The organism is Pseudomonas salomonii (genome assembly GCF_900107155.1).
GTDB classification, from domain to species: domain Bacteria; phylum Pseudomonadota; class Gammaproteobacteria; order Pseudomonadales; family Pseudomonadaceae; genus Aquipseudomonas; species Aquipseudomonas salomonii.
In genome coordinates, this window is sequence record NZ_FNOX01000003.1 from 257,634 (window position 1) to 272,980 (window position 15,347).

General features: G+C 55.7%; 13 protein-coding genes. 4 read left to right on the forward strand and 9 right to left on the reverse strand.

The window, feature by feature from the left end; genetic code table 11:
- Positions 1 to 37 precede the first annotated feature (37 nt).
- Positions 38 to 703, forward strand: coding sequence for an NADPH-dependent F420 reductase (locus BLV67_RS08480; protein ID WP_069788662.1), 666 nt, complete (start codon positions 38 to 40; stop codon positions 701 to 703).
- A 67-nt stretch (positions 704 to 770) separates the two neighbouring features.
- Here BLV67_RS08480 and mqo read toward each other — a convergent pair whose 3' ends face one another.
- On the reverse strand, positions 771 to 2,426 hold the full coding sequence (mqo, locus tag BLV67_RS08485) for a malate dehydrogenase (quinone) (protein WP_056857258.1): 1,656 nt from the start codon (positions 2,424 to 2,426) through the stop codon (positions 771 to 773).
- A 436-nt stretch (positions 2,427 to 2,862) separates the two neighbouring features.
- On the opposite strand from mqo, the gene BLV67_RS08490 reads away from it, so the two are divergent.
- On the forward strand, positions 2,863 to 4,050 hold the full coding sequence (locus BLV67_RS08490; protein ID WP_069788661.1) for an MFS transporter: 1,188 nt from the start codon (positions 2,863 to 2,865) through the stop codon (positions 4,048 to 4,050).
- A 94-nt stretch (positions 4,051 to 4,144) separates the two neighbouring features.
- On the opposite strand, the gene BLV67_RS33305 is transcribed toward BLV67_RS08490, so the two are convergent.
- The gene (locus BLV67_RS33305) at positions 4,145 to 4,366 is read right to left on the reverse strand and encodes a hypothetical protein (RefSeq protein WP_069788660.1); all 222 of its coding nucleotides are present in this window, start codon (positions 4,364 to 4,366) and stop codon (positions 4,145 to 4,147) included.
- 147 nt (positions 4,367 to 4,513) lie between these two features.
- The gene (locus BLV67_RS08500) at positions 4,514 to 4,882 is read right to left on the reverse strand and encodes a DUF6124 family protein (protein WP_069788659.1); all 369 of its coding nucleotides are present in this window, start codon (positions 4,880 to 4,882) and stop codon (positions 4,514 to 4,516) included.
- A 1,039-nt stretch (positions 4,883 to 5,921) separates the two neighbouring features.
- Between BLV67_RS08500 and BLV67_RS08505 the strand changes: the two genes are divergently transcribed.
- Positions 5,922 to 6,233, forward strand: a complete 312-nt coding sequence (locus tag BLV67_RS08505) for a plasmid mobilization protein (protein WP_141722785.1) — start codon at positions 5,922 to 5,924, stop codon at positions 6,231 to 6,233.
- Positions 6,234 to 6,235: 2 nt separating this feature from the next.
- A complete protein-coding gene (locus BLV67_RS08510) occupies positions 6,236 to 7,426 on the forward strand; it encodes a relaxase/mobilization nuclease domain-containing protein (protein WP_069788657.1) in 1,191 nt (396 codons plus the stop codon).
- Between the two features lie 30 nt (positions 7,427 to 7,456).
- On the opposite strand, the gene BLV67_RS08515 is transcribed toward BLV67_RS08510, so the two are convergent.
- The 6 genes from BLV67_RS08515 to BLV67_RS08540 form a co-directional block, all read right to left on the reverse strand.
- The gene (locus BLV67_RS08515; protein WP_069788656.1) at positions 7,457 to 8,602 is read right to left on the reverse strand and encodes a hypothetical protein; all 1,146 of its coding nucleotides are present in this window, start codon (positions 8,600 to 8,602) and stop codon (positions 7,457 to 7,459) included.
- 73 nt (positions 8,603 to 8,675) lie between these two features.
- On the reverse strand, positions 8,676 to 11,048 hold the full coding sequence (locus BLV67_RS08520) for a phage tail protein (RefSeq protein WP_069788655.1): 2,373 nt from the start codon (positions 11,046 to 11,048) through the stop codon (positions 8,676 to 8,678).
- Positions 11,049 to 11,065: 17 nt separating this feature from the next.
- Positions 11,066 to 11,866 carry a phage BR0599 family protein gene (locus BLV67_RS08525; RefSeq protein WP_069788654.1) on the reverse strand — a complete coding sequence of 267 codons (801 nt, stop codon included), beginning with the start codon at positions 11,864 to 11,866 and terminating at the stop codon, positions 11,066 to 11,068.
- On the reverse strand, positions 11,826 to 13,511 hold the full coding sequence (locus BLV67_RS08530; RefSeq protein ID WP_083269452.1) for a hypothetical protein: 1,686 nt from the start codon (positions 13,509 to 13,511) through the stop codon (positions 11,826 to 11,828). Before BLV67_RS08530 ends, BLV67_RS08525 begins: the two co-directional genes overlap by 41 nt.
- Positions 13,504 to 14,448 (reverse strand): hypothetical protein, encoded by a 945-nt coding sequence (locus BLV67_RS08535; RefSeq protein WP_069788653.1) that lies wholly within the window; start codon positions 14,446 to 14,448, stop codon positions 13,504 to 13,506. The genes BLV67_RS08530 and BLV67_RS08535 overlap by 8 nt, the downstream gene beginning before the upstream one ends.
- A complete protein-coding gene (locus BLV67_RS08540; RefSeq protein WP_069788652.1) occupies positions 14,448 to 15,320 on the reverse strand; it encodes a hypothetical protein in 873 nt (290 codons plus the stop codon). Before BLV67_RS08540 ends, BLV67_RS08535 begins: the two co-directional genes overlap by 1 nt.
- Positions 15,321 to 15,347 lie beyond the last annotated feature (27 nt).

The following is a 15,347-nucleotide window of genomic DNA, read 5'->3' on the forward strand; positions in this document are numbered from 1 at the left end:
CATCATAGCCACTTCCCCACTTCGCAGGAGCAAAGCCATGAAGATTGGCGTGATTGGAGCAGGTTTTATCGGGCGCGCCGTGGCCCAACTGGCCCTGGCGGCCGGGCACGCGGTGATGCTGAGCAACTCCCGTGGCCCGCAGACCATGAGCAGCGTGCGCAGCGGCATCCCCGGCGTGCAAGTGGGCAGCGCGCAGGATGCCGCGCAGTTTGGCGACGTGGTGCTGGTGGCGATTCCACTTGAACACTACCGCAGCGTGCCCGCGCAGTGGCTGGAAGGCAAAACGGTGCTGGACGCCAACAATTACTACCCTGAGCGCGATGGGCATATCCCGGTGCTGGACCGTTTTGAAACCACCACCAGCCGCCTGTTGGCCGAGCACTTTGCCCATTCACAGGTGGTCAAAGTGTTTAATGCAATCTTTGACTCAGACATCAACCGCGATGCCCGCCCACACGGCGCACCTGACCGCCGCGCCCTGCCGGTGGCCGCCGATGATGCGACGGCGAAGGCGCACGTGATTGCGCTGCTCGACGAGTTGGGGTTCGACGCCGTGGACGCGGGCACGCTGGATGAAAGCTGGCGCTTTGAGCGGGCCAAGCCTGCGTACTGCGTGCCGCTGGATAAAGCCGGTTTAAAGGCCGCATTGGCCGCTGCCGAGCGCACGGTTGAACTGCCGCCAGCCGAACGCTCTCGCACCTGAACATACGCCCACAAAAAAGCCCGCTGACCGTTACCGGTTCAGCGGGCTTTTTAACATCAGGCTTGGCTTACAGCGCCAGGTCAGATGCCGGCTTGCTCGGCTCAGCCGCAGGCTTGGCAGCCTCGGTGGCTTCGGTTGCCTTTGGGGCGTTCAACTGCGGAATGGCAGGCGGTGGGGTCAGTTGCAGGACGCCGGCCGTGTAGGCCCACTCCTTCGCAACAGCCTCAGGGCTGTCATTCAGCTTGGTGCCATAGCTCGGCACGATCTGGTGCAGCTTGGCTTGCCACTCAGGGGTCGCCACCTTGTCCTTGAACACTTTTTGCAGCACGGTCAGCATGATCGGAGCCGCGGTGGACGCGCCTGGCGATGCACCCAACAGGCCGGCGATGGTGTTGTCGGCGGAGCTGACCACTTCGGTGCCGAGTTTCAGGACGCCGCCCTGCTCCTCGTCACGCTTGATGATCTGCACGCGCTGGCCGGCCTGCCACAGGCGCCAGTCGGACTGCTTGGCGTTCGGGAAGTACTCTTGCAGCGCCTTGAAGCGGTCGTCATCGGACAGCATCAGTTGGCCGGCGAGGTACTCGACCAGTGGGTATTCACGAATACCGACTTTGGTCATTGGCCAGATGTTGTGGGTGGTGGTGCTGGTCAGCAGGTCCAGGTACGAGCCTTCTTTGAGGAACTTGGTCGAGAAGGTTGCGAATGGGCCAAACAGAATCACGCGCTTGCCATCCAGCACGCGGGTGTCCAGGTGCGGAACCGACATCGGTGGCGCGCCAACCGAAGCCTTACCGTAGGCCTTGGCCATGTGCTGCTCGGCGATGGCCGGGTTATCGGTCACCAGGAACGAACCGCCAACCGGGAAGCCGGCGTATTCCTTGGCTTCAGGAATGCCGGACTTTTGCAGCAGGTGCAGTGCACCGCCGCCCGCGCCGATGAACACGAACTTGGCGTCGGTTTCGGTCTTGGTGCCGTCTTTCAGGTTTTTGTAGCTTACACGCCACGAACCGTCGGCGTTCTTGGTGATGTCCTGCACTTCGCTCGACAGTTTCAGGTCAAACTTCGGCGTGGTTTGCAGGTGCGCAACGAACTGGCGGGTGATCTCGCCGAAGTTCACGTCGGTGCCGATCGGGGTCCAGGTGGCGGCGATCTTCTGCTTCGGATCACGGCCTTCCATCATCAACGGAACCCATTTGGCGATCTGCGCCGGGTCTTCGGAGTACTGCATGCCGGCGAACAGCGGGCTGGCTTGCAGGGCTTCGTAGCGCTTTTTCAAGAACTTGATGTTGTCATCGCCCCACACAAAGCTCATGTGCGGTGTGGAGTTGATGAACGAACGCGGGTTCTTCAGCACGCCCTGCTGTACCTGCCAGGACCAGAACTGACGGGAAATCTGGAACGCTTCGTTGATCTCGACCGCTTTCGGGATCTCAACGGTGCCGTCCTTGTTTTCCGGGGTGTAGTTCAGCTCGGCCAGGGCCGAGTGACCGGTACCGGCGTTGTTCCAGCCGTTGGAGCTTTCTTCGGCCACGCCATCGAGACGCTCGACCATCTCCATCGACCAGTCCGGCTGCAGCTCGTTGAGCCAAACACCCAGGGTCGCACTCATGATGCCGCCGCCGATCAGCAGCACATCGACTTTCTTTGCCTCTTCCGCCTGAACGGACGTGATCCCCATCGACAAAGCCAGCCCCAGCAGGGCAGTGTTTACTTTCTTAAACATCAGTAGCACCTATGATAAAACGCCATCCGCCCTACCGCCCCTGACTCTGCAGGCCGTAGGGTGGGCACACAAGGCCGACGTAGCGACCTCACTGTTTTTGTCCCTTCTGCGCTGACTTCTTATCATTATTGGCTTCAGCTACCTGGGCGACAGCCAACCGCCGGGACGTATACGGGTGTACGCACCGGGGAAAGACTAGACCAAGACGGCGCGCAGAATATCACGCTGAACCGCATTTATGCGCCGTTTGGCCAATTGACAGCGCTAAATCGCGGCTTTTAACGCGCAAGTGTCAAGCGTCACAGCCGCGACCTGGGGTCACAGGGTGTTTAATCAAACTGAACGCTGGCGCAAAACGCTGTTCTAGACACTTTCGTGGCGGCTTGCGTAGCATCGGCCACTGACCTTCGTGCATTTTTTTCCTACAGAGTTACCCATGACTACCCAGCAAACACCCGGGCACGTACTGCCCGCGCGCAGCGCCGCCAAAATGGAAGCGGCCATGGCCGTGGGCGCCTTCGCGATCGGCACCGGCGAATTCGCCATCATGGGCCTGATGCCCGACATCGCCCAGAACCTGGGCTTAAGCGAACCCCAAGTCGGCCACGCCATCAGCGCCTACGCCCTCGGCGTGATGGTCGGCGCGCCACTGCTGGCCATCCTCGGCGCCAAACTGCTGCGCAAACACATGCTCTTACTGCTGATGGGCCTTTACGCCCTGGGCAACCTCGCCACCGCCTTCACCCCGACCTTCGGCTCGCTGGTGGCCTTCCGCTTTATCAGCGGCCTGCCCCACGGCGCCTACTTCGGCATCGCCGCCGTCGTCGCCTCCAGCATGGTGCCCAACGACAAACGCGCCGGCGCCGTGGCCCGCGTGATGATGGGCCTCACCCTCGCCATGCTGCTCGGCAACCCCATCGCCACCTTCCTCGGCCAACACCTGGGCTGGCGCTCGGCGTTCGCACTGGTCAGCGCCATCGCCCTGTGCACCATCGCCCTGGTCTGGCAATTCGTCCCCGACCGCCACGACGAACCGCGCAGCGACCCGCGCAAAGAACTGCGCGCCTTTACCAAACCCCAAGTGTGGATGGCCCTGTCCATCGGCGCGATTGGCTTTGCCGGCATGTTCTGCGTGTTCAGCTACCTCGCCCCGACCATGCTCGAAGTGACCAAAGTCTCGCCCCAATGGATCCCCTTCGGCCTCGCCGCGTTTGGCGTCGGCGGCATCATCGGCAACATCGCCGGCGGCAAACTCTTCGACCGCCTGCAATTTCGCGCCGTGGGCTGGATTATGGTGTGGTCGATGGCCGTACTGATCTTCTTCACCTTCGCCGCCAGTTCGCTGTGGAGCGTACTGCCGGGCATCGGTTTGGTCGGCACCATGATTGCCATGGCCGCGCCGCTGCAAATCCGCCTCATGGACATCGCCCACGAAGCCCCAAGCCTGGCGGCAGCGTCCAACCACGCAGCGTTCAACCTGGCAAACGCGCTGGGGCCGTGGTTTGGCGGAATGGCGATTACAGCGGGATATGGTTGGACCAGCACTGGCTACATCGGCGCCGCCACAGCGCTGGTCGGCCTGGGCATCTACTTGATCGCCCGCCGCATGAAAGGCGGCCACTGACATTTTACAGGCCACCCCCGCTCCAATGTGGGAGCGGGCTTGCTCGCGAAAGCGGTGGGTCAGTCACCAAATCAATGAATGCCCCACCACTCCATCAATCATCATGCAACAACCCCGACCCATACTCCCCATAACTACTCCCCAACCCACTCCCGCCAAAATTCATCTTGGCCGCCTTGCTCGGGCTATGGTCCCCAAACGCCTGGCATCCGCCAGTAAAACAAGGGTCACCCCTCCCACCCGACGACCCCGTCGAACAAGCGCCCAACAGCAACGCACCAGCAATCAGCGCGACTTTAACCAGGTTCGAGATCATGTTTTCAGTTCCCTGTGGGCTGGAGGCGCGGGGGTCCTCTCTTGAAGAGAGATCGTAGACCTCAAAGGCACTGGGGATTATGAAATTTTGCGCGGTGACAGCAGGGGTTCAGGTTGCCGCCTTGGGGTAAGGCGGCGGGGTTGGCGGTCAGGCGGTGGCTGGGCTGGCGGCTGGGGCGACTTGCTCTTGGGCGCGGGCGACGAGTAGCGCGCTTAGGTCGATGAGTTGCTGGATGCCGAGGATGATGGCGCGGTGCGGGTCTTCGAGGTCGAAGGCCAGGGTGGCGGTTATTTGGTTGGCGGAATCCAGGTGCTCGGCGGCGTTGGCTAGGAGGGTTTCGGTGTCGATGTTGGGGCTGACGGAGAATAGGTTGCCGGGTGGGTGGTCGGCGGGGGCGGCGCTGTCATCAGATGGCGGAAGGTAATGATGAATTGCGCGCTCAGCCGCAGCTTGAAGCTTGGCATCAATGGGTTCAGCGTTTGAGGCATGAGGCGGATTCGGTGTGACCTTGTACATGGCGAAGCTCCTTTAGAATTCCAGGAACTACCAAACTCACTTCCACATGAGGGTGGCAGCTGTACGCAGGTGTGGAAGACCAGGGCTAAAGGACCCGGCGCACCGAAGTGCCCCGCGCACAGCCGCCATAAGCAATCATACAGACGTAAAAAAACGCCGGTAGGTGTTTATGGGCGATTGAGCGCCTTCAGCTTGGTCGGACTTCCACATCCGGCCGCTGGGTTTGCAGCGGCTGGAGGAGGTTAGCTAGGGGTGGTCTGAGGGGCAAGCTGAGAAAAGTGTGGGAAATTTCCCCATGGATTTTAGCCCGTTGCCGAGATTACTCCATGCCGTGTTAGTCGTCTCGATGATGGATGGGGCCGACTGAAATCGCTACAGGCCACGTCTTTAAAGGGTTGTAGCCTGACATGAGCTTTGTCCGTGTGCACCAGGTGTGCAAATTCAGAACCACCCATCGCATACCTATCACCATCCTTTGGTGACCTTTTCGTTCCCAACGCCTCAAATCAGTCCAGTCGCAACCTAATCTGAAGCCCCCTTTGTCTGTCCAATACCAAACACTACCGACTGGCACTCCTGACACCCATGGACTATCAGACACTGCTTCACCGCTCCCAGGCAGTGCGACAAGGCCACGATGTCACTCTCCGCAACTGTGACAGCCATAGATCTCGCACTCGATGAGAGTGACATGGTGATATTTCGCTCTCCTAGGCTGTGACACCCTCAGATTTCGCACTAGCTGACTGCGGCGTCCAGCTGTCCCACACTCACCTACTGTAACAGGCATGATATGTCGCATTGACATTGTGCGAACTACGAAGTATATCGGGCCATTTGAGGCACTAGTGTTGCCAGGGCTGGCTTCGAAGTTGCCATTTAAGGCACTCTAACTGCCAAAAAAGACCACATCTTTTTGATAAAAACACTTCCCCCACCTAATGCTCCATTTGCATAATAAGCATATAGATTGAGTTGGCCAGTTGTGTCTATGTCAGACAATTAATGGGCCTGCTCACTCTCCTTCGGAGGTTGCGCCATGAACAATAACAAAAAAGGCAGACCTGCAGTTCCTGTAAAAAAGGATCAGCGGATTACATTCAGAATTACAGCGATGGAACTCGAATCACTCAAAGCCAAGCTGGATAAGGCCGGGTTCAAAACTCTTGGGGCATACGTAAGGGAGCACCTATGCAACCACCAGCCACGAGAGAAGGTATCTATCCCGTTTGCTGGAATGCAAGTTGCTCTTGAGCTCCAAGCCGTGGCCAACATGATCAACCAGGGGAAGGACAGCGGCCTAGTGATCGAAGAGCTTCACAAAATCAATAATAAATTGCTCGGAGTTTAATCATGATTGGCAAAATATTTGAGAAAGGTAAAGGGAGCTTCCGAAATAGGATCGAATACATTTTTGGTCTTAGCAAGCATGAGCATGCCATTACAACAATCCAAACCGTTGGCAAGAACTGCTTCGCCTCAGACCCTCTTCGTCACGGACATACCAAAGACAAAATTGATGCCGAAGGTATGATTCAAGAGTTCGATGCGGTTGAGAAAATGCGGGACTCGGCAATTGATTCCGATCGCGTTATCAAGCCTGTTTGGCACGCCATGCTTTCCCTTAAGCCCGGCGAATCCCTTACAGAGGAGCAATGGCTAGAGGCAGTTGAAACGTACCTGAGCGATCTTGGCTTTGACTTGGAAAACAAATGGGTAGCTGTCCTGCATGGTGACACTGACCATCAGCACGTGCATATCGTCGCGAATCGTATCTGCATGAACGAAGAGTTTACTGTCGTAAGAGACAGCAACGAGCGCATGCGCAGCTGCGACAGCACCAGTGACCTGGAAGACCGATTTGGCCTGTCAAAGGCTCCTGCGCCAACTGAAACGTGGGGAACCGCCATCTCCAGAAACGCCCTGGAGGCCGCTGAACGCGAAGGTACGATTCCCCTGAAGCACCGGATGATCGCGAAAATTGCCGGCGCCGTAGAAGCCTGCCAGGCCCAAGGCGGCGACATGTTCCTGCTCGTCCAGCTACTGCGCCGGCAGCGCGTATACGTCCATTTCACAAAAAGCCAAGACGGCCAGCCCAAAGGCATCGCGTATGAGTACAACGGCACCATCATCTCAGGTCGCAAGCTGAAACGCTCCAGGCTCACCTTTCAAAAACTCATACAACAAGAAGGCATCAGCTATGATCCCGAAACCTTTCCAAGCCTTGAGATTGAGGCTGCTCGAAGAGATGCAGAACGCGAAGAACGAGTGCGAATCTACTACCTCGTCATCAGAGCCCGTAATCGCCGATCCATCCGTCTTAGCTTCCAGGCGAAAAAGCAGCAAGAGCTCGAAGCCACGATCAGGCTGATCATCGCCTTGCTCCTGAGCCTTCTCGGCATCCGAGCAAACTGGGAGCTTGAAGACAAAAAGTACGGTGAGCCCTACTACCAACTGCGAAGCGACTGGATGAAGATGCCCAGGGTCGAACAGGAGCAGGATCTGGCCATGGCGTGGGAGAATGACCCAGCGCTGGCTCTGTAATGAAAAATCCCCGCAGCGCGGGGATTCTAACTATTTCCACTCAAGGCCTGAGGTGTCGAATTCGAAGACCCTGCTTCCCTCTTGGTAAAAATTGGCCTCGATATAGACCTTGTCGGATTTGCGGGCCTGGCTGATAAACGATGAGGCATTGCTGATGAAAAGGAGATTTGAGCTGTGATCGTCTGGCTCGCTCGCTGACATCCTCTGGGCGTTACCTTTCGAAAACCGCACGCGGACATCGCAGTCATCGTAACCGCAGATAAACTGGCCCTTTTCGATCGCGACGTATACAGACGTCCCCCAGCGAGGGTGCTTCCTGATCGTCAGTGTGGCTCGTTGAGTCCCGCCGTATGGGAATTTGAAGTCTACTGTGTTGATCGAGGAAACGAACGCTCGGCGCACTGACTTTCCTGACATGCCGTCTTCACTGTCGGTGTAGTTCCACGCCAGCCCCATGCTTTGCCGACGGGCCCTCTCCGCTGCTGCCTGCTCACGCACCTTCTCTTCCTCGGCGCGCTTTTTGTCGAGCTTGGAAAACTTGTCGGCGTTTGGCTGGAATGACGGATCAATCGCGGCAAGCTGGGAGTAAGTCGAAGCCAAGGACTTGTAGTCGTCCTGCTTGATTTTGCCAATAGCATCTAAAAGGGATGCTTTCTTCTGCTTGCTTTCCATCTCAGCTTTATGTGCTGAAACCTTGGAAAAAGCCTGGTCAATTTCGAAGCTGCCGGCGTTGCTATATTGAGAACCGAGAGCGGAAGCAGCATCGTAATCTTGCTTCGCGATCAGCATATTAATTTCGGACAGAATCGCACTATTGTTCGCGCTGACGTACTCGCGCTTTTCTTTCTGAGCTTGCTCGGCTTTCTGCTGGTTTGACGAGGCCTCTTGCGCAGCATGCTCAGCACGATCTATATCCATTGCCCTGCTACTGGTATAGCTGAACACACCGAGGCAGACAATAGTCACGACCGCGCGCATTCCAGGAGTAATGAGGACGCCAGTCTTTTCTTCGATTATGCGGTTCAGCCTAGGGACGAAGATGCTAGCTGCGACTAGCATGATCAGACCTGCCAAGAAGCTGGTGAACATGGCGCCTAAGCCGACAAGCAAGAAAATCGTAAACAGCAGCCACATCACGACCGCCCCGAAAAACCCTCGAACCTTCGAATCTGTCACCGCAATATCTCCCTGAAAATGCCGCTGAGCCTAGGCGATAGCACTGTGCCAGTCAACGCAGACTCGACCAGCGTTACGACAGCTCTGACCTGCTTGCTCTGACGATGATTGGGTCTGAGCTAACCCCGGCGCTGTAAGTGCTAACCCTAAACTCCAGCTCCGCCCGCAACACACCGCCATTACTGCTCGCCTCTCCCTCGAACCGCCAGGAATTCCCGACCAAATTGTCCACCTGTTCAACCTTCACTCCGTTGCTAAACACCGCAATCGACACGGTGCCTGCAAACGCCTGATCTCGATCATCAGTGTAAAAAGCGACCTCCTGTACAGCCCCGCTCCGATACCTCCAGGACACCTCTGCAGTCCCAGAAATCTCCCCACCCTCGACTCCGTTGACCAACACCCTCGCAGGCGGGAAAACCTGGTCATTTGTGGCTTTGACGACAAAGGATCGCTCTGTTGCTTCGGCCTCGGTTTGGCGACGGGTTTGAGTTTTGACGAGCGTCTTTAGGTACACCGCCGAGCCTGGTGCGAACTGGCCTTGGGTGATGCCGTACCCCTCGCTAACTGCCCAGGTTTTGGTGCCTGCTGGATGGGCTTTTGCGGTGCTGCCGAAGAGAGCCCGGCGTACGTTTTTGAGTTGAGCGGTCGAGCTGCTCAGGATCGTGAAAGTTTCGTAGGACAGCCATTCGCCATTCACATACAGGATGCCGAGAGCTTCACGGTTTTCGTTCGTGCTGTAGTTGTCGAGCCGGCTGATGTCACCGGAGACGATTGGGCCTGTGGTCAGGGTTGCGGGGCTTGCTGGGAGTGACTCAGTGAGCTGGAAAACTGGAGTGAATGGATAGACGCCCTGATCACTCCAGGACTCTGTGCCCTGGCGGGTAATGAGCTTGTAATCCTGGCCAGCAGCTGGCTGCTCAGCGAGCACCATGACCGTTTTTGTGAGCCCTGCCGTCTCGTTGAAGATTGTCGGGGCCTCAACGATTTGGATGCTCAGCGGGTCACTCGGCTCGAACACTGGTCGTGTCCAAGTGCGCTCGCCACCATCGCTGTACACGGTGTTCTGTACGCCGAAGACGTCTTGAGTCAGGCTCAATTTGATCGAGCTGTCGTTCAAGCTCCCTACGTCGACGCTCATGACGCGCATGACCAGGCCTTTGACATCCAACGGGGGCCAATCGAGAGTGACAACGTCGAGCATTTCGATGTCGTACATGCTGCGATTGCACTCGACGATACAGCTGGCCAGGGGAACCGATAGAGGTCGCAATTCACGCTGGGCGACTTTGGCAGCAAGAGACCCGGTCGAGATGGACATGTAGTCGTAGCTCACACCATCGCTGTCACCCTTGTGTATCCGCAGACCCAGGTTTTGAGCCGTGGCCGTGCGCTCGGTAAAGCCATCGGCGATCGACATGTATTTGATTTTTACTTCGTTGACTGCGGTGTCTAGGGAGCCACGGTTAAAGTTGCTGATGTCCTTGATGTTGCTGGAGCTCAGGGCCGGCAGATCGGCAATGATGTAGTCCTCACGAGCCAGCTTTAGCTTGAGCTGGCCAGTACCTGCGTCGGTGACGAGTGAGCCGTTGATGACTTTCAAAATGTCGTCGATGACCGCCGAGGCTTGCTTCGCAGAATCCACAACACCACTGACCCCGTACCCCTCATCGAACAAGATTTGGGCGCAGTCCTCGATCGTCGACTGATCGACCAGAGACGCAGAAATGGAGGCGCCAAAGCGCTTGTCAGTCAGAAACTCGTAGATAACAAAGGCCGGGTTTGCGTCATCACCAATGACCTCCAGGGTTGTGTTGCCACTGGGTGATTTCGGGAATCGGCTGCAGACAAAAGAGATCTTCGCAGGCGTCTCAGTGTTGCCAATATAAAATTGCTCAAGAACGGCATAACAGACCCCTCTGAGCCCTGAGACAAGATCAACGCCCACGACCCGCTGTAGGTAAGCGTTCGCTTTTTGGAGCAACCCGCCGCTGTAGAAGCTAACGGTTCCCTGAACCCCGCCGCCGCTCTCCTCACCGCCGAACAAATCAGGTTTGTTGATAGTGAAAGAACCAGAGGTCACTTGACCAGACCAGGCTTTATCGTCGTCAAACCAAACTTCGCGCAAAGTAACGTTCGGGCCGTGACAAATACCAAGCTGTACACCCATGAAGTACTTATAACCAATCGTCATCTTCTTTGACGAGAAGCCAGACTTTACTTTCTTCGTGATTTCTTTTGAGCGGAGATCTCCATACCAAAGAACGTTAGCCCCTCCTAATTTTCGAGTGCCATACAGAACTTGAATCGGCCTCTCTGCAGCCGTCGGGAAAGTGAAATCCTCTAATCCAGCAGGCTTGCGGTCATCTTTTACTTTGCTGCCAATAAACATCATCGCGACAGCAATAACCATCATGATGATTTGGAAAATGGCTAATGCGCCCATTGGATTTCTTCTTATTTTTATAGGAATGGGTTTTCGTCAGGAATAGTTAGGCATCCTGAGAAGTTGTCAAAGTTGTTGAAAGATTGGCAGGACTTAGCAGAGCGATCGCAGCCTTTGGCAAGTTTGACTTGGCTACCTGCTGATAATGAGTCCATCCCGGAGATCATGGTGACGCTGTTCTCGGATGGGTTAACTTCCAGGATCATTCGATAGTCAGTTTCGTCAAACGAGACAAGACCTGCTAGGTAATATTCTGCTGCATGGTTTAGTGCTGAAAGAAAGATCTTGGCGCCGCCGTCTTCGACTTTCAGAACTGTCTGGGTTTCTTGGTATTGCGTGATATCAAGAGTGCAGAGATCATCATAGAGGTGATGGTTGCACTGGCTCTGATACCCAAACCTTAGGATCTGACGACGGAGCAAGGCGCTTGCTGGGTTGCAGGTCAGCGTGGCAATGCTGTTGTTCCATGCGACAGCGCTGACTTCCCCAGCAAATACGTTGACGTACAGGTTCTTGTTGTCGCGCTGGGATCTGAAGATTTTGAGATTGACGTGCTTGGCGGGCAGGTGCGATCGGAACAGCAAAGGGACTGGTGAGTCGCCAGGCAGGTCGATAGTCAGCTGGTTTTTGTAGTCTTCTGCTGTTCTCTGGACTTTGCCGCGCTTCATTGCCAAGGGTTCGTAGATAACACCATCGGTGTGAAGGTGTGGCCTAGAACCAGACGTATACGCAAAGAACTGCGAGCCAAATTCGAATAGATACAGCTCGACTGGCTTGTTAAGTGAGAGTGACCTCTCGATCGATTTCAGAGTCAACATAGATCAGCTGCTTTATTATTTTTGTGATTGAGCTGTCAGAGGGCGTATCGAAAATGTGAGCGAACTCATCCGACTCGAAACGACCAAGAAATAGAGGCGCTATATACTCGACACCTTCCATCCTGATGTCATTGACCGGTTCCTGAAGCGTAACCACTTCGGTTCTGTCCTGGCCCTGGATCGCACTGTCGACGTTTCGATATAGCACAGTTCCATTATACAACTTGAGTGCGATAGCAGGTGCAAAGGTGTTGGACTTTAGAAAGTTTTTATAGTTGGCCTCAGCAATGGTTATCTCAAGTGTCGGGGCTTCTATATCCTTGACCAGATGCATAGCAACTAGAGGGCTTTCGATGTAGAACTCGCCCTGGGCGCCACGCTCAAGTTCAGCAAAGTCATCAAATCGCTTCCGGGATTTTGGGTCGAAGAATCTCCAGCTAAATTGCAGGTACTTAATGGCACCCTGGATACGATCATGGATGTATCGTCCCCCGATGCTGGGATCAAGGGTTTCACGGAGACGCTTGTACTGAAGAGTGCAGTCCCTGGATCGGTCGGGCCTAATATCTAGTACTCGCCGATCATTAAAGATACTGAAGTCGTCAACAGGCGCCGGGCGAAGCAGCTCGACTTCGTCGAAATCGAACGATGCTCCTGTCACTTCGACATTCATTCCGTGAGCGACGGACGAGACCTCATCATTGATCCAGGCCTGACTTACAGGCACAAGGCGAGCGCCGCTTCGATAGTTTTTCTTAACCAAATCACTGAAGGCCACCTCCATCCCGGCAACTGACGCAACGAGGCAGATCTCCCACATATCAGCGTCAGACAACATGACCCGGCAGCCAGGCACGACCCATGCGCTCAGATCGGTCACCGTGGCTTTGCTATCAAACCTTGAAACTGGCTCTGCGAGCTCAGACTGATAAGGCCAGAGCGGCACGAGATACTGGCCGGAAAAATTACCTAACAGGTTGCCGAAAAGGTACTGATCCGCATCAGTCAGACCAAACTGGTAAGTGGCCGATAACCGAGGTTGGTCACGAAGGGAGATGCGTTGCTCAGCGCCGTTCCAGGACTCAATGACCTCTGTGAGGTAGCTGGTACGCAGCTCGGGCTGCATGCTCCAGTCGATTGGGAAATGCAGGACGATCGCTTGGGAGGCCGTCAGATTGAAGTTGTAGGAGCCAGCCTGGCCAAAATCGAAGGCCGCCTTGTATGAAGTATCGCCATTACTTTGGTTAAGAAAAACTTGGTACTTCGACGAGACGAAAGAGGACACTTCGCCTGATTTTGTGCCAGACAGCTCTACTCTTGCGCCTCCAAACTCCTTGACCCCTAGAAGCTCCAAGCTCGATCGGTAGGAATGCCAGATCGCAAATTCGTAGGTTTCATCGCCGGTCACGAGGCCCGCATCGATCACTGCAGGCGAGATGAAAACGTTGTCGAAAAACACGTCACTCCAGCCGCCAGCTTGCAGCCCTTGCCAGGCCATGTCCAAACCCGAATACCCGACATAGCCATACCCACCACGAACCATTTTTCGGGCGGCGACAGGCCGTGAGTCCAGTACGAAATCATACCCAGCATACCCAGGAGCTTGCGCAGCGATCGACAGGAATCGGGGCGAGACCTTAGACATCAATCTTCACCGCCAAGCCCAGCTGGTACAGAGGCCCAGTGCGAACAGCTGGGATCTGCTTGCCAAGGAATGGCAGAATCTTGAAGGTCTGATCACCCACCACGTAGTCTTGCTCAGCGGCCATCAGATCGCAGTTCACGAAAAACAGATCGCTGAACTCCGAGTACGGGCACCAGGCGCCGCTGTGCTTCACATACATGTAAATCGGCATCAGTCCAGACAGCCCATTCAACCTATTCGAGCTTCGCGCTGAGCTACCGAGACTCCCAATTTGACTCGTCGACCCAGGACTGAAATTTGGCACTCGCACAAGATTCGATGAGGAAAACGATGGACAGATTCCCTGGTTCGCCACGTAGCTGTCGTTTGTCAGCCACCCGGTGTAATCAGACTTCACGACTCGCACCGAAGTCGTGTCCGTAGACGTATCAAAAGGCACAGACCATTCCGCAAATTTCGCACCCTGTGTGCCTGCCAGGAATTGCCCCCCGGTGCCGGCCACATGTGTGTTGAGCCAGCCGAAAAGGACGTGCGAGTACCTACCGGTTTCGTACTCCACCACCAGAACAACCTTGGAAGCGTCAGTGAACAGGTGGTACACCCCAGAAGCCCCGGTTTGCACGTAGCGTCCGATCGACGAAAACCCTGGCTGCTCGTACCAGACACTCGATGCGCTGTAGCCCGTGCTGACGCGAATATCGATGCCAGTTTTGCCAAAGCCTAGGGCCTTCACATCCCTCGCAGGATCGTAGTCATCGAAGTTCCGCAGGCTCACAAACACATCCCCACGACGAAGGTGCAGGCGCTTGCCAAATGTCGCGTCAGTAGCGTCAACGTACACATGCGAGTCAGCAGTCCAACCCTCTGCAACCAGCTTGTCTTTCACGAGCTGCAGGAGGTTTTCGGACGACGAGTAGGAGCCAGTTTGGTATTTCATCATGCAAGCCTAAATGCGTAGTACTGAGCGCCCCGGTACACGTTTGGCACTAGGAGAAAATCCACAGAATCGATGGTGATGACGGACTCAGCAGAGGCACCCGCATTGCTGCAAGCAAAGATCCCATCCAGGTATCCAAGCCACAGCCCGTCATCAGTGCCTTCGCCCGTCGCGGGCGATCCTGAGACAATCATGGCGTTGTATATCACGTTATCCCCGGCCAAGGTTTTGCCCAGCCCACCGACCCCGCCATCGAAGGGCCAAACGTAGCCATAGTCACTGCTATAGGTCGGTTTGAAGTCCAGCGTGTCACTGCCGCCGCTCTTTGCTACCGCCTGCCAGCCGCCACCGGGTAGGCATACTTGGCTAGGTCTTGAAGTGCCGCCGTACCACGGGTAAGCGCAAGCCTGGACAGATGTTGAAGACCAAAGATCAGCGTCACCACTTCCACCAGCGAAGCACGGAAACGGATACGACTCTGTGTTCGCGAAAGGCAACAACAGGCCCAGGTAAAAACTGTGATAGGAATTGGAGATCCTGCACACCCCAGCCAGGCGCCGCTCACTAACCGACAGCCATACCTGAAAAGCTTGGTCATGCAGTGGCAAACGAGGCAGCTTGTACCCACCCACAGGCGTCTTAATCGCACCAACCTGATCGCTAATCGCACGCCCAGGATCAAACGAGCGAAACGCCTGCATCTCGACATTGACCCCATCGATCAACAGCGCCACGAATCCGCCCGCAGGCACCCGCAAGACCTTAGCAGTAGCGGAATTCGACTCAACAACCCACCCCTCAGCCGTGACATTGGCAAGGAGTTTGGTCACAAAATCGGTCTGATTTGACGCGGTAAAAGTGTAGATAGCCATGTTGTTATTCTTCTAGGCTTTTTATTT